This is a genomic window from Coprobacter fastidiosus (genome assembly GCF_982245605.1).
This window is the reverse complement of the sequence record NZ_CEVCIF010000023.1, coordinates 16033-36046: the sequence shown is the minus strand read 5'-3', so window position 1 is coordinate 36046 and position 20014 is coordinate 16033. Positions and strand designations below refer to the sequence as shown.

At 36.5% G+C, this 20014-nt stretch carries 15 protein-coding genes; 8 read left to right on the top strand and 7 right to left on the bottom strand.

The genetic code is table 11. The annotated features are described in order from the left end of the window. Window positions 1-187 precede the first annotated feature (187 nt). Window positions 188-700, top strand: a complete 513-nt coding sequence (locus AC0UMU_RS07570) for a DUF4251 domain-containing protein (RefSeq protein WP_122303709.1) — start codon at window positions 188-190, stop codon at window positions 698-700. Between the two features lie 36 nt (window positions 701-736). On the opposite strand, the gene AC0UMU_RS07565 is transcribed toward AC0UMU_RS07570, so the two are convergent. Further along, window positions 737-1516, bottom strand: a complete 780-nt coding sequence (locus AC0UMU_RS07565; protein ID WP_022391211.1) for a radical SAM protein — start codon at window positions 1514-1516, stop codon at window positions 737-739. Window positions 1517-1768: 252 nt separating this feature from the next. Between AC0UMU_RS07565 and AC0UMU_RS07560 the strand changes: the two genes are divergently transcribed. Continuing rightward, complete coding sequence (locus AC0UMU_RS07560) at window positions 1769-2362, top strand: DUF4294 domain-containing protein (protein WP_022391212.1); 594 nt, start codon at window positions 1769-1771, stop codon at window positions 2360-2362. A gap of 10 nt (window positions 2363-2372) precedes the next feature. On the opposite strand, the gene AC0UMU_RS07555 is transcribed toward AC0UMU_RS07560, so the two are convergent. After that, on the bottom strand, window positions 2373-2900 hold the full coding sequence (locus AC0UMU_RS07555) for an RNA methyltransferase (RefSeq protein WP_288639974.1): 528 nt from the start codon (window positions 2898-2900) through the stop codon (window positions 2373-2375). 472 nt (window positions 2901-3372) lie between these two features. Between AC0UMU_RS07555 and nadA the strand changes: the two genes are divergently transcribed. Next, window positions 3373-4362 carry a quinolinate synthase NadA gene (gene nadA / locus AC0UMU_RS07550; protein WP_022391214.1) on the top strand — a complete coding sequence of 330 codons (990 nt, stop codon included), beginning with the start codon at window positions 3373-3375 and terminating at the stop codon, window positions 4360-4362. Here the strand turns inward: nadA and queG are convergent. The 3 genes from queG to AC0UMU_RS07535 all read right to left on the bottom strand — a co-directional run bounded on the left by queG (window position 4351) and on the right by AC0UMU_RS07535 (window position 9229). Next, window positions 4351-5292 (bottom strand): tRNA epoxyqueuosine(34) reductase QueG, encoded by a 942-nt coding sequence (gene queG, locus AC0UMU_RS07545; RefSeq protein ID WP_022391215.1) that lies wholly within the window; start codon window positions 5290-5292, stop codon window positions 4351-4353. The genes nadA and queG overlap by 12 nt on opposite strands. Then, a complete protein-coding gene (locus tag AC0UMU_RS07540) occupies window positions 5273-5896 on the bottom strand; it encodes a polysaccharide deacetylase family protein (protein WP_022391216.1) in 624 nt (207 codons plus the stop codon). Before AC0UMU_RS07540 ends, queG begins: the two co-directional genes overlap by 20 nt. Window positions 5897-5971: 75 nt before the next feature. Next, on the bottom strand, window positions 5972-9229 hold the full coding sequence (locus AC0UMU_RS07535) for a DUF2723 domain-containing protein (protein ID WP_022600057.1): 3258 nt from the start codon (window positions 9227-9229) through the stop codon (window positions 5972-5974). Between the two features lie 197 nt (window positions 9230-9426). Between AC0UMU_RS07535 and AC0UMU_RS07530 the strand changes: the two genes are divergently transcribed. Both AC0UMU_RS07530 and xyl3A read left to right on the top strand, forming a co-directional pair. Beyond that, a complete protein-coding gene (locus tag AC0UMU_RS07530) occupies window positions 9427-10437 on the top strand; it encodes an NAD-dependent epimerase/dehydratase family protein (RefSeq protein WP_022391218.1) in 1011 nt (336 codons plus the stop codon). A gap of 41 nt (window positions 10438-10478) precedes the next feature. After that, window positions 10479-13085 carry a xylan 1,4-beta-xylosidase gene (gene xyl3A / locus AC0UMU_RS07525; protein WP_278715397.1) on the top strand — a complete coding sequence of 869 codons (2607 nt, stop codon included), beginning with the start codon at window positions 10479-10481 and terminating at the stop codon, window positions 13083-13085. A 77-nt stretch (window positions 13086-13162) separates the two neighbouring features. Here the strand turns inward: xyl3A and AC0UMU_RS07520 are convergent, their stop codons facing one another. Further along, window positions 13163-13591, bottom strand: coding sequence for a PH domain-containing protein (locus tag AC0UMU_RS07520; RefSeq protein WP_278715399.1), 429 nt, complete (start codon window positions 13589-13591; stop codon window positions 13163-13165). A 104-nt stretch (window positions 13592-13695) separates the two neighbouring features. Between AC0UMU_RS07520 and nadB the strand changes: the two genes are divergently transcribed. The 3 genes from nadB (at window position 13696) to nrdG (ending at window position 18300) form a co-directional block, all read left to right on the top strand. Continuing rightward, on the top strand, window positions 13696-15270 hold the full coding sequence (gene nadB, locus AC0UMU_RS07515; RefSeq protein WP_022391222.1) for an L-aspartate oxidase: 1575 nt from the start codon (window positions 13696-13698) through the stop codon (window positions 15268-15270). Window positions 15271-15587: 317 nt separating this feature from the next. Further along, window positions 15588-17795 (top strand): anaerobic ribonucleoside triphosphate reductase, encoded by a 2208-nt coding sequence (locus tag AC0UMU_RS07510; RefSeq protein ID WP_122303716.1) that lies wholly within the window; start codon window positions 15588-15590, stop codon window positions 17793-17795. Continuing rightward, entirely contained in the window at window positions 17788-18300 is a 513-nt protein-coding gene (nrdG, locus tag AC0UMU_RS07505; RefSeq protein ID WP_022600052.1) for an anaerobic ribonucleoside-triphosphate reductase activating protein, read from the top strand. The genes AC0UMU_RS07510 and nrdG overlap by 8 nt, the downstream gene beginning before the upstream one ends. Window positions 18301-18318: 18 nt before the next feature. On the opposite strand, the gene AC0UMU_RS07500 is transcribed toward nrdG, so the two are convergent. After that, window positions 18319-19986 carry a DUF4419 domain-containing protein gene (locus AC0UMU_RS07500; protein WP_288639984.1) on the bottom strand — a complete coding sequence of 556 codons (1668 nt, stop codon included), beginning with the start codon at window positions 19984-19986 and terminating at the stop codon, window positions 18319-18321. Window positions 19987-20014 lie beyond the last annotated feature (28 nt).

The following is a 20014-nucleotide window of genomic DNA, read 5'->3' as shown; positions in this document are numbered from 1 at the left end:
TGACTTTTTTCCTGAACTTTAAGATCCTGTTTGAATTTTGCCCGGGTCAGATTTAAAAGTTCCTTTCGAGAATTTTTTTCTGATTTTACGAGGATGACAGCAGGCTATATGATGAGTGAAAATACTAATCTGACCTGATAATATTTCCTTATCGGAAAATTTACACAGGTTTTAAAATAAATTTGTTATGAAAAAGATTTTAATATTATGTATGACTGCCACTATCTGCATTACTTTTGCAACGGCACAAAACAAAAAATCAGTATCGGCAAATTCTATTCAGAAAGAAAAAACACAACAAACAGAGAGTAAAAAAATATTAGATGCCATACAGAATAAAAAATATAAAATATCGGTTATTTCAGCTTCTCCCATGAACGGAAAGACCGTATATCTCACCTCTCCCTATTCTGTAAAAATAAGTAACGATTCGGCATATATAGAACTTCCTTATTTCGGTGTAGCTTATTCTGTTCCTTACGGTGGCGGAGAAGGAGGAATAAAAGCAAAAAACAAATACGAAAATTATAAACTTCGTACTCTTAAAAAAGGAAAGTATGCCGTTAGTTTCAATATAAGAGGAAACGAAGATTTTTTCAAGGTATCCATAGATATGTGGCCTTCGTCAGGTAGAGCATACATACATGTACAACCGAACAATAAACAAGGTATTTCTTACAACGGAAACATTGTTTTATAGCTTATTTAATTTTCAAAGATAAATTCTACTATAATGTCAAGCCGAAACTGAAACATTCAGACCGGCTTGACGTATTTTCAAAGCTATTTTTTCAAGTTCTTCCTTAGATAGTTTTACAAGGTTTTTCTCAGGAGTCTCTCTATCTATACTATAAATCATTACTTGTTTAGGGTTTATGAGTTTTACGGTTTCTAACCATGCATCCACTTCTTTATCTGTCGTATTATCTATTCTTTTACCCTTATGCTCTCCACGTAAAAATAAAGTCTGTATAATCAAATTTCCATTAAAACGTTTCAGATTATCAACTAACTTATCAACCGAAAATTTCGGTTGATTAGGTTCATTAATGAGTTTTATAGTATCTAAAAATACAGAATCCAATTTCAATATATTATTATCCACTCTATTCAATGCTCTGAAGACAGACTCTTTTCCTATATGACAGGCATTAGATAAAACACTCACTTTAGCCTCCGGAAAATATCTATTCCGCAAATTTATAGTATCTTCTATTATTTCTTCGAACTGCGGATGCAAAGTAGGTTCACCATTACCGGCAAAGGTAATAACATCTGGTTTTTCTCCCTTTTCGACCATAAGCTTCAACTTATCATCTAATGCATTATACACAGCCTCCCGAGTAGGCAAGCCGTTTTTACCCCGCTTGTCGGCATTATATCCGCACTCACAATAAATGCAATCGAAAGAACATACTTTACCGTCATCGGGTAAAAGATTCACTCCTAAAGAAACACCCAATCTTCTACTATGTACCGGTCCGAAAACAATTTCTCTAAATAGAATAGTTGACATATTTTTCCTTTTTACCGACTACAAAAATAATCATTCGCTTTTTCTGTAACAAAAACGAATTGTCAATTGTTATATCAACTATTTTACTCTAATTGTTAATAAACAAAATAATAAACTTATATACAATTGATTATATAATATAATCAATATCTTATAAACAGATAAATTACTAGTTATTAACAAGCTGAAACTATATAATAAATAATGCAAAAAATAAAATTCATACTTACTAATACACTATTTTTGTAACTGATGAAGAAAGTAGTAGTCATAATATGTAGCATAGTATGTTTATGCGGGTTAACCTCCCCTATACATAGTCAGTCCGTAGCTTATAATCAGATGTACAGGACAATTATAGAAAACGGAGATACTGTATGGATGGTACTTATGCGACCTGTTTATTGTTTCCCCCCGTTAAAATTCAAAAACAGCAAAGAAGAAAAATACTACTGGAGAACCGTACGTGATGTAAAAAAAACTCTGCCCTACGCAAAACTTGTATATAATGCACTCATAGAAACTTATGAATATATACAAACCCTACCTGAAAAAGAAAGAAAAGCTCATTTAAAACGTATGGAGAAGGAACTTTTCAAAGAATATAAACCCGTATTGAAAACATTCACCTATTCTCAAGCTAAATTGCTCATAAAACTCATAGACAGAGAATGTAATCAATCTTCCTTCAATCTTATAAAAGCTTTTTTAGGAGGTTTCCGGGCAAATGTATGGCAAACTTTCGGAAGTTTGTTCGGAGTGAGCCTTAAAAAAGAATGGGAACCGGAAGGGAGCGACAAAATGCTGGAAAGAATATGTATCTTAGTAGAATCGGGACAACTTTAATACATAAAATTTATCTCAACATTTTAAAGAAATCCCATATAACTAATCCTGCAGTTACCGATACATTTAAAGAATGCTTTGTCCCGAACTGAGGTATCTCTATACTTTGATCACACTTATTAACAACGCTTTGTTGCACTCCTTTCACCTCATTACCCAAAACGACAGCGTATTTACAATCTTTATTCAACTGTAAATCAGATAATATGATACTGTTTTCAACTTGTTCTATGGCATACACGATATACCCTTCTTCATGTAATTTATCAACAGCAGCGTTAGTATCCTCGAAATAATGCCACTCGACACTATCTTCTGCTCCTAAAGCCGTTTTATGTATCTCAGGATGAGGAGGAGTAGCAGTAATGCCGCATAAATAAACAGCTTTCACTAAAAAAGCATCGCTTGTGCGAAAAACCGACCCTACATTATTCAAACTCCTTACATTATCCAGAATCACTATAAGAGGTATCTTATTTTTCTTTTTAAATTCTTCCTGCGAAATTCGATCAAGTTCTAAAATAGTCTTCTTTTTCATTATCTCTAAATATTACGCATCTTAATATATTGCAAAGATATAATTTTCTCTTTGTGCAAACCCTATTAAAAGTATGCTGATAACTTGTGAAAAACATCGGATAAATAAAGAATAACTTTTTCTCATCAAACATAGGACAATTAAAATATTCTATTATATGAAACGAGAAATCTAAATTACAAATCAAAAACACAAAAGTTTTAAATGAATATATCAACTGTAAAATAAGGGTTTATCCATACAGTAAATAAAAGAAAGTTTTTAACTTTGCTACTTATTAACGTATAGTTAATTATGATGGTAAAACTCTTATAATAAGAGAAAACAGATGTTGATATACTCTTTATAAAAAGACATAAAACCTTAATAACTTAATATACAATAGTTCTTATAAAAAAGATATCAATACTATCAACAAGCTATTATCATCATCTATTTTAAGTTTTAAATAAATAAAAGAAGAAATATAATTATGAGTATTGTGAACATCGATAAGGGATATGTCGATTTCCCTGTTCCGGAAGGTATAGACTTGAGAAAAGAGATCGATAGATTGCGGAAAGATAAGAATGCCGTGATACTTGCCCATTACTACCAATCGGGAGATTTACAAGATATAGCCGATTTTGTAGGGGACAGTCTGGCTTTAGCTCAATGGGCATCTCGGACAAAAGCCGACATTCTCGTATTATGCGGAGTTCATTTTATGGGTGAAACAGCTAAAATTCTTTGTCCCGATAAAAAAGTTTTAGTTCCCGATCTGAATGCCGGATGCTCTTTAGCCGATAGTTGCAATGCTACCGACTTTGCCGAATTCATCAAAAAAAATCCCGGACACACGGTCATTTCTTATGTTAATACATCGGCTGCGGTCAAAGCTCTTACCGATGTAGTGGTCACTTCTACGAATGCCCGTCAAATAGTAGAAAGTTTTCCTGTTGAAGAAAAGATTATATTCGGACCTGATAGAAACCTCGGGAATTATATAAATAGCGTCACAGGGCGTAATATGAAGCTGTGGAATGGTGCATGTCATGTACACGAACAATTTTCTGTTGAAAAAATAGTGGAATTAAAAAAAGAGTATCCTGATGCCTTATTATTGGCGCATCCTGAATGTAAAAACGTCATATTGACGTTGGCTGATAAAATAGGGTCTACGGCTGCATTATTGAAATTTGCAACTCAGTCTGAAGCAAGACGATTTATCGTAGCTACGGAATCGGGTATTTTGCATGAAATGCAGAAACAGAATCCTGATAAAATTTTTATTCCCGCCCCGCCTAATGACAGTACTTGTGCTTGCAATGAATGTAATTTTATGCGGTTAAACACGATGGAAAAATTATATAACTGCCTTAAATATGAGCAACCTGAAATTACAGTGGACGCTGAAATAAGAGAAAAGGCCGTATTGCCTATTCAGAGAATGCTCGATATTTCGGCGAAATTAGGACTCTGATTTATTTTTTCGAAGTATATTTATATTTCTTAGAAGTCCTTCGTATTTTATTCGTTTGACAGCCGATTTTTTAAATATGCGGTTATAATCTTCGTGTGTCAGATGTTCAAGTTTCTCTTGATCGAGAGATAAAAACTCGGAAGAAGGTTCAAACTCCGGTATTGTTGTGGGAATAGAAAACCTGTTCCAAGGACATACTTTCTGACAAGTATCGCAACCATATACTCTATTATTCATTTTAGAGCCTATTTCAAATGGAATATCAGACCTGTTCTCTATCGTTTGGTATGATATGCACCTGTTAGAGTCAAGTGTCGTAAAATCGCCCGGAATCAAAGCCTGTGTGGGACAGTGTTCGATGCACGAATTGCAATGTCCGCATCTGTTTTGCATGGGAGTATCCCATGGTAGTTCGAGAGAAGAAATTATTTCTCCTAAAAAGAAAAAAGATCCTTTTCCCGGTATGATCAGTTGTGTATTTTTTCCTATAAATCCTATACCGGCCTGCTGAGCCCAGTAACGTTCCATGATGGGAGCTGTATCGCAAAATATTCTTCCTTCTATGGGAGTCAGTGTATTTATATAAGAAAATAATTCATTTAATTTTTCTTTTAGAACAATGTGATAATCTTGTCCATAAGAATATAGTGCGAATTGAGGATGATTTTCAGGAATGTGTATAGAGGGATAATAATTCAAGGCTACTACAAGCACAGAACGAGCGTTTTCTACCAATAATCGAGGATCGAATCTTTTGTCTTTATAATTTCTCATATATTGCATTCGGGCTTCTTTACCCTTCTGTAACCATTTGTCGAAATGCAAACGGCAATCTGCATCGACTTCTTTTACAGGGGTTATACCGCAAGCTGAGAAACCTAAGGCAAAAGCTCGTTCGAAGATTTTATTTTTAAGGGAAAATTCGTTCAAAATTATATCCTTTTTCTAATAACCATTCGATTGATTTAGGAAGAGCATAACGTAAATTTTTTTGAGATTTGAGAGAATCGTGGAAAACGATGATAGATCCGTTTCTTACAAATTTCTTCACGTTATTAAAAACATCTTCTCCGTTTAATTTTTTACTGTAATCGCGAGTTACCACATCCCACATGATAATATGATAATCGAGTTTTTGTAAAGTGAGGAGTTGAGAGAAACGCATGTGACCGTGAGGAGGTCTGAATAATTGGCTTTTTATGAGTTGATTAGCCGCTTCTACATTTCTCACATAGTTTTGAGTAGTATATTTTATACCTTGTATATGGTTCATTGTATGGTTTCCCGTAGAATGTCCCCGCAATTTTATCTCTTCATATAATTCTCTGTTTCGGGCAACGTTTTCTCCCACACAAAAAAAAGTAGCTTTTACTTGATAATGATCCAATAAGTTAAGTACCCAGGGAGTTACTTCGGGAATAGGACCGTCATCGAAAGTAAGATATATATTTTTTTCTTTTCCCGGAACCGGAATACGCCATATTGTTTCCGGATAAAGCATTCTATATAAATAAGGCGGCTGTTCTATCAACATGACCAAAACTTTTTAAAACAAATAGGATATTCTCTCTTATAACGAGAATATCCTATTCGTCGAATATTTATATTTTTACTGTTGTTGCAGCATGGCAGTAGGATCTATACCTATGCTTTTTAGTTTATTGACATATTTCATTGCCGATTCTTGATCGTTCTGAGAAATGAACATAGGTATGACATTTTTTATAAGAATAAACTGATTGATCTGTACATCTCTGTCTATCGATCTCAATTGATTAGGAGTAAGAGTTGTGTACCATTTGAGGTATTCGAAAGAATTATCGGCTATCTCTTCCAATAGTTTTTTCGCTTTTTCTTTTTGTCCCAATTGATAATAATTCATAGCCAATTGAGTAGAAATGTAGTCGTGAGGAATTGCCGTGCCTGGAATTTTTTCCATACAATAATCCAACGCTTTCAATGCTTTATCTGTTTTACCTTCTTCCATTAGCTGGCCGATAAGTTCTACAAACATCATACGCAGCGTAAAACACATTCTTCTTATGTTTTCGTCTAAATAAACGTTCGGATTCTCAATGCCTCCCCATACGAATTTGTTCATCATATTGTCATACATTTTTTCCGTATCGATAGAACTGTCTCCATCCGGATTTTTGACAGGTACGATACGATATGCCAATCCTACACGGCTGAAATACGGTTTAAGATTCATATACATTTCCGGTCCTACGGTTACTGCATAATATATAGGACGTTTCCAGCCTTCTTTCGCATTTGTATTGATCATATCCAGAATAGCTATTTCGTTTAATGTCATGGAATTTTTATTTGTGTATGACAAATCTATTCTTTTAACGATACTGTCTTTCAGTTCAGGAGTTACAGTTCCCGATTTCAATACAGATGCAGAATCTACAGGTATATAAAAAGCATTGGTAGGGAAATAGTTGAAAGTACCTTGTGCTTCGGGTATTTTCTTGGTCCATTCTTCATCGGACAAGAAAAAGTTCATTGCATCGCTTACCGACATAGGTTGTTGTGTAACGTTATATAAGTAAGCATATTCGCGTTTTCCGTTACCGTATTGATATTCTTTCATAGATATAGGAAGAGGAGTAGATTCATAAGCTTGACTCTTCATCTGATCTATATACCAATCAGTTTGCAAGTAACTTAGATTACATACACGTACATCGGTACGATAACCTTCCGTTTCTTGTACATACCATAAAGGGAAAGTATCGTTATCTCCGTTGGTAAAAATAATACCGTCTTTTTCTATACAGGAAAGGTAATTTTTACCGAAATCTCTACAAGTATAACGTCCCGAACGATCGTGATCGTCCCATGTCTGACTTACCATTTGTATAGGTACTATGAGACAGAGTACGGTGGCTATGGAAGATGCCACTTTCGGAGAAAGGTATCTTTCAAGACCTTTACTTATTGCCGCTACACCTAAACCTATCCAAATTGCAAATGCGTAGAAAGAACCGGCATAAGCATAATCTCTTTCACGCGGTTGATAAGGAGTTTGATTCAGGTAAATAACAATAGCTATACCGGTCATGAAAAATAAGAAGAACGTTACCCAAAATCCTTCTATACCTTTTTTTCCCGAATATGCTTGAAAGAATAATCCTATAAGACCCAATATGAGCGGCATCATGTAAAATACATTGCGTCCTTTATTGTTTGCCAGTTCAGAAGGAAGATTAGTCTGATCTCCGGCCAGGTGTTTATCTATAAAATTAAAACCGCTGATCCAATTACCTTTACTTACCTCTCCGTTTCCTTGCAAATCATTTTGGCGTCCTGCAAAATTCCACATGAAATAACGCCAGTACATAAAATTCAATTGATAATCGAGGAAGAATTTCAAATTCTCTCCGAAAGTAGGTTTATAGACTGTATGAGTTTCTCCCTGGTAATTTTTTACTTTAACAGGTTTTCCTTTGAAATTAGTCCACTCTTTATAAGCTTCTATATGTTGAGGACTACTGCTGTACATACGAGGGAAAAACATATCCAGTTCGGGAGTATATATATAATCTCGTTTATGGTCTATGATTATATATTTGTCTTTTTCGTTTTTATCGGTTTTTATATTTCTTCTCCATATAGCTGAACCTTCCTTAAACATGGGTGCTCCGTTATTGTCGCGTGCTACATCCGATACGAACGTATTTCCGAACAGAAGAGGACGATCTCCATATTGTTCCCGATTCAGATAACTTGCCAATTTGAATACATCTTCAGGAGAGTTTTGATCCATAGGCGTGTTTGCAGAAGAACGAATCACGATCAGGGCATAAGAAGAGTAACCTATGAAAATAACCATGATAGATACCAAAATAGTATTCAAAGCACGAACCGGCAGCTTTTCTTTGAAGAAAAGATAACAAGCTAAAATGATAGATAACAATATGCCTATCCATATTTTATCTCCTATAAAAGGAATACCTACCATAATGACGCTTATTAAAAAAGAGAGCCGCAAACGGAACTTATTTTTTTGACTGTATGTTTCATAAATAGCCCAAGAAATGCATCCTATTACGAGGAAGAAATAAATAATGACACCGGTATTGAAAGGTGCGCCGAATACGTTTACAAATAAAAGTTCCGCCCATCCGGCGACTTTTACAAATCCCGGAATCAATCCGTATAATAAAATTACGATTATAGCGAACGAAATGGCAATAGCTATAAGAGAGCCTTTTGCATTCGTATTTTTGAATTTTCTGTAGTAATATACCAGTACGATAGCCGGAATACATAATAAATTGAGAAGATGTACTGCAATGGATATACCGATAAGATAAGCTATAAGTACTATATACCGGTAAGAATGAGGTTCGTCGGCTACAGTTTCCCATTTCAAGATGAGCCAGAATACAAGAGCCGTACAGAAAGAAGAATATGCATAAACTTCACCTTCTACTGCCGAAAACCAAAAAGTATCACTGAATGCGTAAGCTAAAGAACCTACGAGTCCGCTTCCCAAAATAGCGATCATTTGTCCCATACTCATCTCTTCTCCTTCTTTTACCACTATTTTTCGGGCAAGATGAGTTATAGTCCAAAATAATAATAATATAGTGCCTGCACTGAGTAGTCCCGACATCAGGTTTATCATGTAGGCTACCTGAGTAGGATCAGAGGCAAAATTTGCGAAAAATCTTCCCGTTAACATGAAAATAGGATTTCCGGGCGGATGTCCTACTTCGAGTTTATATGCAGAAGAAATGAATTCTCCGCAATCCCAGAAACTGGCTGTTGGTTCCAGCGTTAAAATGTAAGTTACGGCCGATATGACAAACACGACCCAACCTAAAACGTTGTTCAGTAATTTGTATTGCTTCATAGATTTTATTTGATGAAGAGGCTATAAGCTCTATATGCGTTGCAAATATAGGAAAAGATTGTCAACAAAATGTTTTAAAGATTGTAATAATCTCTCTATTAAAGCTCTTCAAGAGAATAAAATGCAATAATAAGATATGATTTTTTGTTAATTCTCCTTTTATTATTACTTTTATCACATATAAAATGAAGTTATTTATGCTCAAAAAAATATTGGTTACGGGTGCGGGAGGTTTTATAGGAGGTTTTATAGTAGAAGAAGCTTTGCGGCGAGGTTATGAAACTTGGGCCGGTGTTCGTGCCTCTACCAATAAAGAATATTTGAAGGATGAAAATATAAAATTTATAGACCTTAAATTTAATGATAAGGAACAATTGAAAAAACAGCTTTCAGAACAAAAAGAAAAGTTCGGTGCGTGGAATTATATTGTTCATAATTTGGGAGTGACAAAATGTAAAAACCCTGAAGACTTCGATCTGATCAACTACGGTTTTGTAAAAAATTTTACCGAAGCTTTAATAGAAACCGAAACCGTCCCCGAGCAATTTATCATGATGAGTAGTCTGGGTGCGTGGGGAATAGGTGATGAAACAGGTTTTACTCCTATACGACAAAGCGATGTTCCGCATCCCAATACTCGTTATGGGAAGAGTAAACTTAAAGCAGAACAGCATCTTTATTCCTTATCGAATTTTCCTTACGTGATAATGCGTCCTACCGGAGTATACGGTCCTCGTGAAAAAGATTATTATCTGATGATGAAAACTATTAAATTCGGATTTGACTTTTCTGTCGGATATAAAAAGCAATTGATAACTTTTATTTATGTTCGGGATTTGGTAAAAGCTATTTTTCTGGCTATAGATAAAGGTGTTAAACAACGAGGATATTTTATTTCTGACGGAGGAGCTTATACTTCTACCCAATTTCGCAAATATATAGCTTCAGCTATGGGAAAGCGATTTGTCATTCCTATTCGTTTACCTCTTGTTTTTCTAAAGATTGTTTCTTATTGTGCCGAATTTTTTGCGTCTTTGACAGGTTCTGCCAGTACGCTTAATAGAGATAAGTATAATATTATGAAGCAACGTAACTGGATTTGCGATATAACTCCTTTACAAAAAGAACTTGAATTTGAACCTGATTATCCTTTGGAAAAAGGTGTTTATGAAACTGTAAACTGGTATAAAAAATCGGGTTGGTTATAATAGATAAATTATTTTTAGTTACACAAAACAATAACACACACATGAAATCGAAAAAAGTAATTTTATTTACACTGCTGTTTTTTTCAGCTTTTTCTTTTAGGGCCGAGAATCCTCCGTATAAAAATCCGGAATTATCTCCGGATGAAAGAGCTTTGGATTTATTGAATAGGATGACTTTGAAAGAGAAGTTCGCCCAAATGCACAATAACAGCGGAGGTATAGAACGTCTGGGCGTTCGTCCGTATGATTGGTGGAATGAAGCTTTACATGGAATTGCACGTGCGGGAAAAGCAACGGTTTTTCCGCAAGCAATAGGTCTGGCAGCGACTTTTGATGATACGGCTGTTTATGAAATGTTCGATATGGTTTCGGATGAAGGAAGGGCGAAATATCATGATTTTCAGAGAAAAGGAATGTATAACGGTTATAAAGGACTTACGTTCTGGACTCCGAACATCAATATTTTCCGTGATCCTCGTTGGGGACGCGGCATGGAAACATATGGAGAAGATCCTTTTTTGACTACGAAAATGGGGCTTGCTGTCGTAAAAGGTCTTCAGGGAGACGGTACTCAAAAGTATGATAAGGCTCACGCTTGTGCGAAGCACTATGCTGTTCATAGCGGACCTGAATGGAATAGGCATAGTTATAATGCCGAAAATATTTCTATACGTGATTTAAGAGAAACTTATTTGCCGGCTTTTAAGGCGCTTGTTACAGAAGGAAAAGTGAAAGAAGTAATGTGCGCCTATAACCGTTTTGAAGGAGAACCTTGTTGTTCTAATAAGACTCTGTTGATAAATATATTGAAAGACGAGTGGGGATTCGATGATGTTATCGTTTCCGATTGCGGAGCTATTGCCGATTTTTATACAAAAGGCAGACATGAGACTCACGCTTCGGCGGCAGATGCATCGGCAGATGCGGTTATATCCGGAACAGATTTGGAGTGCGGCGGTTCTTATTGGGCTTTGGATGAAGCTTTGGAAAAAGGACTAATTACCGAAACTAAAATCAATGAATCTGTTTTTCGATTGCTTCGTGCCCGTTTCGAATTGGGAATGTTCGACGATGACTCTTTGGTATCTTGGTCTTCTATTCCTTATTCGGTAGTTTGTTGCGATAAGCATAAAGCAAAGGCCTTGGAAATGGCACGTAAAAGTATGGTATTGTTGAGTAATAAAAATAATACGTTACCCTTGAGTAAAAGTATAAAGAAAGTAGCGGTAATGGGACCGAATGCTAATGACTCGGTAATGCTTTGGGCTAATTATAACGGGACGCCCGACAGATCGGTTACTATATTGGAAGGAATTAAAGCGAAGTTGCCTGAAGGAAGCGTAATTTATGAAAAGGGATGCGATTATGTAGACACCGAAGTTTTTCTCAGTTATTTCGATCGGTGTCAATATAATGGTAAAAAAGGTTTTAAAGCGACTTTTTGGAATAATCGTGATTTGTCGGGAGATATTGCAGCGACAGGTCAAATAAGCGAACCTTTTAATTTCGATACGGGAGGAGAAACAGTCTTTATGCCCGGAGTGAATCTAAAAGATTTTTCGGCCCGTTTCGAGTCTGTATTTATTCCTGAACGAACCGAAGAGGTTGTATTTACTATATCGGCAGATGATGGTTGCCGTGTTTATGTCGACGGAAAAGAAATTATTTCGGATTGGAAAAACGGACCTGCATCCAGAAAAGATTATCGGATGAATGTCGAAAAAGGAAAGAAATATGATATTCTTATCGAATATTATCAGGGAGGAGGAAAAGGAGCACTTAAATTCGATGTAGGGTTGAGCCGTCAAATCGATTATAAAGCTGTCGCCGAAAAAGTGAAAGATGCAGATGCTATTATTTTTGTCGGAGGTATTTCTTCTTCTCTTGAGGGAGAGGAAATGGGAGTGAAATATCCCGGATTCAAAAACGGTGACCGCACGAATATAGATCTTCCTCAAGTACAGAAAAATATGATGAAAGCTTTGAAAGAAACAGGAAAGCCCGTAATTTTTGTATTGTGTTCGGGAAGTACTATGGCTTTATCTTGGGAAGATAAAAATATGGACGCTATTCTTCAGGCTTGGTATCCGGGACAGGAGGGGGGTACTGCGGTTGCCGATGTGCTTTTCGGAGATTACAATCCTGCCGGGCGTTTGCCGTTGACTTTTTATGCATCTTCCGATGATCTTCCTGATTTTGAAAATTATAATATGTCCGAAGGTCAAGGGCGTACTTATCGTTATTTTAAAGGAAAACTCTTATATCCTTTCGGGCATGGATTGAGTTATACCGGTTTCAGTTATTCGAAAGCTAAATTGAGTAAAAAGTCTATGAGGGTAAATGATTCGGTATTTTTGAGTCTGAATTTGAAAAATACGGGTCTGCGAGACGGGGATGAAGTAGTTCAAGTATATATACGCAATTTGCAAGATCCCGAAGGTCCTTCTAAATCATTGAGAGGATATAAACGTGTTTCGGTAAAAGCGGGGCAAACCGTACCTGTAAAAATAGATTTGCCGGCTTCTTCTTTCGAATTTTTTAATCCGGTAATTGAGAAAATGGAAGTACGACCAGGAAAATATGAAATTCTTTATGGCGGGACATCCGATGATAAGCAGTTGAAAAAACTCGGTTTAGAAATCAAATGATAGATAGAAAAATATGATATGAAAAAGATCTGTTTAAATAGTCTCGCTTAAGCAGATCTTTTTTGTTTCTATCAATTTTATTTTGTGATTTTTATGTCGGGATTGCATTTGATTGTTTCACGGATAAACCCTTCTTTATCATAAGGAGAAATAGCTATTCTCCGATTATCTTTGCAGTATAGTATAATCTGGTCACTTGATAAAGCATACCTTTTTGTAGGATTCGTAGTAAATAACGAGTTTTTTTTCGGATGAGAAATAATTTCCGATATAGTATCTAACTTGATTTTTATTACAGGTAAATATCCCGATTTGATATATAACATATTGTTATTGAATATATATTCCGTATGTATAAAAGAAGGAACGAACAATACGTTTATGATGAGCATGATGACTAAAAAAATGATCGATTTAATCCACATACTGTAAAAAAGGAGAATGATCGTTATCAGCAGTAATATATGGGTGAGAATTCCTATTTTTGATTTGAATGTACGTTGCATAGAAATAGATTTTTTACGAAGATACAACATTGCTACTTTATTTTTACCTTTGTGTTTAGAAAAGTTCGGATACGCTCGGCAATCGTATCGAAAAAAAGAAAAATATGACACATAAATTTGATTTTTTGGTAATAGGCTCGGGTATAGCAGGGATGAGTTTTGCCTTGAAAGTAGCTGAAAAAGGTCGTGTAGCTGTAATTTGTAAAACAGGTCTTGAAGAAGCGAATACGTTTTACGCACAAGGAGGAATTGCTTCTGTAACCAATACGCTGGTCGATAATTTTGAGAAACACATTGAAGATACGATGATTGCGGGAGATTGGATCAGCGATCGGGCTGCGGTCGAGAAAGTGGTGCGAGAAGCTCCCGGTCAGATTAAGGAGTTGATCGATTGGGGAGTAAGTTTTGATAAAGACGAGAATGGAAAATTTGATCTTCATAAAGAAGGAGGACATTCCGAATTCCGCATTTTGCATCATCAGGACAATACCGGAGCTGAAATTCAGGATAGTTTGATCAGAGCTTTGAAAAATCATCCGAAAATTAAAGTTTTTGAGAATCATTTTGCGATCGAAATCATAACACAGCATCATTTGGGAGTAAACGTAACCCGTCACACCGGTAATATAGAATGTTACGGTGCTTATGTACTTGACCAGAATACGAACCATATTCATACATTTCTTTCAAAAACTACTTTGATTGCTACAGGAGGAGTAGGAAATGTTTACCGGACTACCACAAATCCGCCTGTCGCTACTGGAGACGGTATTGCCATGGTATATCGTGCAAAAGGCGATGTAAAAGATATGGAATTTATCCAATTTCATCCTACTGCATTATATAATCCGGGAGAGCGTCCCAGTTTCTTGATTACCGAGGCGATGCGCGGTTATGGAGCTGTATTGAAAACTAAAGATGGAAAAGAGTTTATGCAGAAGTACGATGATCGCCGATCATTAGCTCCTCGTGATATTGTAGCCCGTGCCATCGATAATGAAATGAAAACTCGCGGAGATGAATGTGTATATCTTGATGTGACCCATAAAGACCCGGAAGAGACCAAAAAGCATTTTCCTAATATTTATCAAAAATGCTTGAGTTTGGGGATCGATATAACAAAAGATTATATTCCTGTAGCTCCGGCTGCACATTATTTGTGCGGAGGTATTAAAGTTGATTTGGATGCACGTACGTCTATAAAAAACTTGTATGCCGTAGGTGAATGTTCTTGTACCGGTTTGCATGGTGCGAATCGATTGGCTTCCAATTCGTTGATAGAAGCGGTAGTTTATGCAGATGCTGCAGCAAAACATGCGGTGAAAGTATTGCCCGATATAAAGATACAAGAAAATATTCCCGATTGGAACGATGAGGGTACATCATTGCCAGAAGAGATGGTATTGATAACGCAAAGCGTACGGGAAGTAGAACAGCTTATGTCGGCTTATGTGGGAATAGTGCGTTCCAATCTGCGTCTGAAAAGAGCTTTGGACAGATTGGAAATACTTTATCGTGAGACGGAAGATCTTTTCCAGCGTTCGGTCGTGACTCGGGAGATATGCGAATTGCGCAATATTATTAATGTAGGATATTTGATCATCAAGCAAGCCATGGCACGTAAAGAAAGCAGAGGCCTGCATTATACGATAGATTATCCTAAGAAAAATAAAATTTGATCAGATATTTTTTACTGATAATTTAGTCTGTTATCATAAACTTTTAGAAAGTTACCGTAATATTTTTTCGGTAACTTTTTTATTTTACATATATACACAATTTTCAATTTTGAATAATTTTATATTGATATTATTTTTAGAAGTTTCTAATTTTAAAAATTAAAAAGTTGATAATTAGTTATATATAAATTTTATTTATATAAAAAGTTTTCAAAAATAGAAATTGTATTGTTATATAAGAAATAAATTTTTTACCTTTACATCGGTATTCAGAGATAATAAAAACGATATAAAAAATAAATTTTAGTCTCAAAAAAATGATACAGACAGTAGTAAAACGCGATGGACGTATCGTGGGTTTCAATGAAGAAAAAATTATTGCAGCTATTCGTAAGGCGATGTTGCATACCGATAAGGGTGAGGATATGAGTTTGATTCGTCAGATCACCGATCGTATCGTATGTCGGGGAAGCGAACAAATGAGTGTGGAAGCGATACAGGATTGTGTCGAAGTGGAACTGATGAAAAGTAGCCGTAAAGATGTAGCCCAGCGTTATATTGCTTATCGTAATCAAAGGAGTATTGCCCGCAAAGCGAAAACCCGCGATATTTTTCTTGAAATTATAGAGACTAAATCAAACGATATAACTCGCGAAAATGCTAATATGAATGCCGATACTCCGGCAGGTATGATGATGAAATTCGCAAGTGAGACTACAAAACCTTTTGTAGATGACTATTTATTGAGTGAAAGAGTCAAAACGGCAGTAAGAGATTCATATATCCATATACATGACAAAGATTATTATCCTACTAAAAGCCTCACGTGCGTACAACATCCGTTAGATAAGATTTTGAAAAACGGATTTTTTGCAGGACATGGAGAATCCAGGCCGGCAAAACGAATAGAGACGGCAAGTATTTTGGGGTGTATTTCTTTGGAAACGGCTCAAAACGAGATGCATGGCGGACAGGCGATTCCGGCTTTTGATTTCTATTTAGCTCCGTTCGTAAGAAACAGTTTTATCGAAGAAATAAAAGTAATTTCCGATATGAACGGTACTGATTATTCTCATCTTTATCAAGTAGATTTGGATGACTATATTACCCGTCCTCTTGATGGTCTTACAGGGGATGCCCGTGTCGTGCAGCATGCAGTCAACCGCACGGTAAGTCGGGTGCATCAATCTATGGAAGCTTTTATTCATAACATGAATACGATTCATTCTCGGGGAGGCAATCAGGTTGTGTTCAGTTCTATTAATTACGGAACCGATACTTCGGCCGAAGGGCGTTGCATCATTCGTGAATTGCTGGGATCTACGTATGAGGGTGTAGGTAACGGGGCGACAGCTATTTTTCCCATACAGATATGGAAGAAAAAACGTGGAGTAAGTTACTTGTCGGAAGACCGGAATTATGACCTTTATAAATTGGCATGTAAGGTAAGTGCCCGTCGTTTTTTTCCTAATTTCTTAAATCTGGATGCAACTTTCAATAATCATGAAGAATGGCGTATCGATGATCCGGAGCGTTATAAATATGAAGTGGCGACAATGGGATGTCGTACCCGCGTTTTTGAAAATCGTTTCGGAGAAAAAACGTCGATAGGGCGTGGAAATATTTCTTTTACGACAATCAATATCGTTCGGTTGGCGATAGAATGTATGAATATTCGAGACAAAAGCGAACGGATTGCTCGTTTTTTTGCTAAGCTGGATGAAGTGCTCGAGATTACCGCACTGCAACTTCACGAGCGGTTCGAGTTTCAGAAGACGGCCTATGCCAAACAGTTTCCTTTGTTGATGTCCGCTTTGTGGAATGGATGTGAGAAGTTGAAGCCGAATGATACGATAGCATCGGTTATTAATCAAGGAACTTTGGGTATAGGTTTTATCGGATTGGCGGAATGTCTGGTTGCTCTTGTCGGTAAACATCACGGAGAAGATGCTTCTGCTCAAGAATTGGGATTGCGTATTATTACCTATATGCGTGATCAGGTAAACCGTTTTTGTGATCAATATCAGCATAATTACAGCGTATTGGCTACACCGGCTGAAGGATTGTCCGGAAAATTTACGGCAAAAGACCGTCAGACATTCGGTGTTATTCCGGGAGTTACAGACCGAGATTATTATACCAACTCGAATCATGTTCCGGTGTATTATAAATGCAGTGCAAGACATAAGGCCGAAATAGAAGCTCCTTACCATGACTTGACTCGTGGCGGACATATATTTTATGTCGAAATAGATGGGGATGCTACACATAATCCTGAAGCAATTATGGCTGTTGTCGATATGATGGATAAATATAATATCGGTTACGGATCGGTAAACCATAATCGTAACCGCTGTATGCAATGCGGCTATGAAGATGCTTCTGCCGGACTCGATACCTGTCCTCATTGCGGTAGCAAAGAGATAGACCGGCTTCAGCGGATTACGGGTTATCTGGTGGGAACGACAGACCGTTGGAATCATGCAAAGTTGTCTGAACTTAATGATCGTGTCGTTCATGATTGATTATATATATATATTGGATATTGTCGAAGATACGACTGTCGACGGACCGGGGTTGCGTACCTCGGTCTATTCGGCCGGTTGTCCGCATCGTTGTCCGGGTTGTCATAATCCTCAGTCATGGGATATTTGTAACGGAAAAAAAATGTCGTTGAATGAAATTCTTTCCGTAATAAAAAGCAATGATTTCGACAATGTGACTTTTAGCGGCGGTGACCCGTTCTTTCAGCCGGAAGCTTTTACCGAATTAGCACGTCGTATAAAAGAAGAAACCTCTAAAAATATATGGTGCTATACCGGATATTTATATGAGGAGATCGTTGCTTCTGCCCGTTTATCCCTCCTATTGCCATATATAGATGTATTGGTTGACGGTAGATTCGTAGAAACGCAGAAAGATACCTCCTTATTTTTTCGGGGAAGTCGCAACCAGCGACTTATCGATGTGCCTGTTTCATTGCGGCAAGATCGTGCAGTAGAGTTCGTGTATGATCCCGTTTCTGTTTAAGCTTGTTTAGGAGATTGTCTAAAATACGATCTCCAATTCACTATTGGCTTTTACTTTCAATTTCAGTTCTTCTTCTGAAAAATCGAAATAATCGAGGACTTTATCGGGATGGGCGAGAGCGGGCATCCATGATTCAGGTAAAATCGTCAACTCCCTTTCGAAAAAGTCGATGAGTTTCTTATTCTCCGTATTGCGGCCTTTCAGTTTTATTTGAGCTACCGAACCGTCACAAGTTATTACGAAACGCAATGTATCTCCGGAAAGATCGATATTATTCAGTTGTTGGTATTTCTCTTTATTCCGGTTCAATTCGTTGCGTATAAATAAAAGACTTGCTTGCTGCGATTTGAATCTTTTAATATCATATATAGCCGAATCGGTGTATTCATTGCATATTCTGGGAGACCATAATTGCGGGTCGTTGTGATGTTTAGGGGATAGAGATAATACGTCGGATACATCCATTTTTACTTTTGAAGTATCTTTTTTGCATACGAGCCAGGAAATAAACGGTTCGAGTGTTTTATCTTGTGACTGTTTCACCCCGAAAAATCCGGAATAAGCTTCCATTTTTTTAGTTGTTCGGTTAAAATAATTTATCCATTTGATGTCTATTTGCGATAAACCGGAGGGAAAACTTTCAGTTCCTAATGTAGATAATTTGTAATCGTTTCCATGTAAATAGGGATTCAGGCGATATACCAACTCGTATTTACCCTTTCCTTCGGAAGTATATCCTAAAAAATCCTCTCCTGTTGTCGGTAAATATGGAAAAAACTTGATAATCCAACCCGATATATAGAATGCTCCGTATTCTGCGGCATCTTTATATATGGAATCCCAGAATGAAACATTGATTTTATCATCGAAAACATTGATAAACTCTTTTATTATAGGTCTAAGTTCCTTTCCCCACCATGTTAATCCGAGTTTATCCAAATCCGACAGATGATCGAATATCCATATCCAGTCTTCTTTGTTTCCCGTAATCGTTATTTGCGGAATGCCGCATCCGGTTTCTCCTACATAAGAGAATTTCTTTTTGTAACTTTCCAGAAGGGTTATTTGGTAAACGGTTGTCTGAACTGGGGTTGTGGTCGAAAAGTTCGGAACAAAGAAATCATAAAGGTCGTTACGGGTATGATTTTTTGTTTCATTGCAAAAATCCTTTATCAATGTTCCCCAATATCTTGCATTGTTTTCGAGGCTGTCGTTTCGAATGATAAGTTCTTCTTTCTTTTCATCTGTAAAGATGATATTTTTAAGAGAATCATAATGTTGGTTTATGTGTATCGATGTCGCCTGACAGATTAATGTCCAGATATGATCCGGACTCAGTTTCAGCGGCCTGTGTTCGTCATAGCAATATTGTAAAGTTTCTATAAATCCATTGTCTCGGGTATATATGAGGCGTTCATTTTTATGTTCATCCGGTAAAAAAGATATTTTTTTCTCTATTTTCAACTCCATCATATCTTTTACCGGATATGTCTTTAGTAAAGAGTCTGCCGGTTTTACGGAAGAAACATTAAAAGTTACTCCATTAACGGAGGTATCGATTACATTTTGTATTTTGATAATTTGGGCAGAGTCGAAGGGTTCGGCGCTTTTGGACTGAGAACCGGACTTACCATTACATGCAAAGAGTATAACCGTTAGAAAATATAATATCGAATAGTTTTTCATGTATAGAGATTGTATTATGGATTCTTAA

Excerpts from the sequence above, each read along its gene's own strand:
- AC0UMU_RS07555 (WP_288639974.1), bottom strand. The coding sequence starts at position 2,900 with ATGAAAAAGAAGACTATTTTAGAACTTGATCGAATTTCGCAGGAAGAA.
- AC0UMU_RS07535 (WP_022600057.1), bottom strand. The coding sequence starts at position 9,229 with ATGAAGCAATACAAATTACTGAACAACGTTTTAGGTTGGGTCGTGTTT.
- AC0UMU_RS07570 (WP_122303709.1), top strand. The coding sequence starts at position 188 with ATGAAAAAGATTTTAATATTATGTATGACTGCCACTATCTGCATTACT.
- AC0UMU_RS07560 (WP_022391212.1), top strand. The coding sequence starts at position 1,769 with ATGAAGAAAGTAGTAGTCATAATATGTAGCATAGTATGTTTATGCGGG.
- AC0UMU_RS07510 (WP_122303716.1), top strand. The coding sequence starts at position 15,588 with ATGATACAGACAGTAGTAAAACGCGATGGACGTATCGTGGGTTTCAAT.
- AC0UMU_RS07565 (WP_022391211.1), bottom strand. The coding sequence starts at position 1,516 with ATGTCAACTATTCTATTTAGAGAAATTGTTTTCGGACCGGTACATAGT.
- xyl3A (WP_278715397.1), top strand. The coding sequence starts at position 10,479 with ATGAAATCGAAAAAAGTAATTTTATTTACACTGCTGTTTTTTTCAGCT.
- nrdG (WP_022600052.1), top strand. The coding sequence starts at position 17,788 with ATGATTGATTATATATATATATTGGATATTGTCGAAGATACGACTGTC.
- AC0UMU_RS07540 (WP_022391216.1), bottom strand. The coding sequence starts at position 5,896 with ATGTTGATAGAACAGCCGCCTTATTTATATAGAATGCTTTATCCGGAA.
- nadB (WP_022391222.1), top strand. The coding sequence starts at position 13,696 with ATGACACATAAATTTGATTTTTTGGTAATAGGCTCGGGTATAGCAGGG.
- AC0UMU_RS07500 (WP_288639984.1), bottom strand. The coding sequence starts at position 19,986 with ATGAAAAACTATTCGATATTATATTTTCTAACGGTTATACTCTTTGCA.
- nadA (WP_022391214.1), top strand. The coding sequence starts at position 3,373 with ATGAGTATTGTGAACATCGATAAGGGATATGTCGATTTCCCTGTTCCG.
- AC0UMU_RS07520 (WP_278715399.1), bottom strand. The coding sequence starts at position 13,591 with ATGCAACGTACATTCAAATCAAAAATAGGAATTCTCACCCATATATTA.
- AC0UMU_RS07530 (WP_022391218.1), top strand. The coding sequence starts at position 9,427 with ATGCTCAAAAAAATATTGGTTACGGGTGCGGGAGGTTTTATAGGAGGT.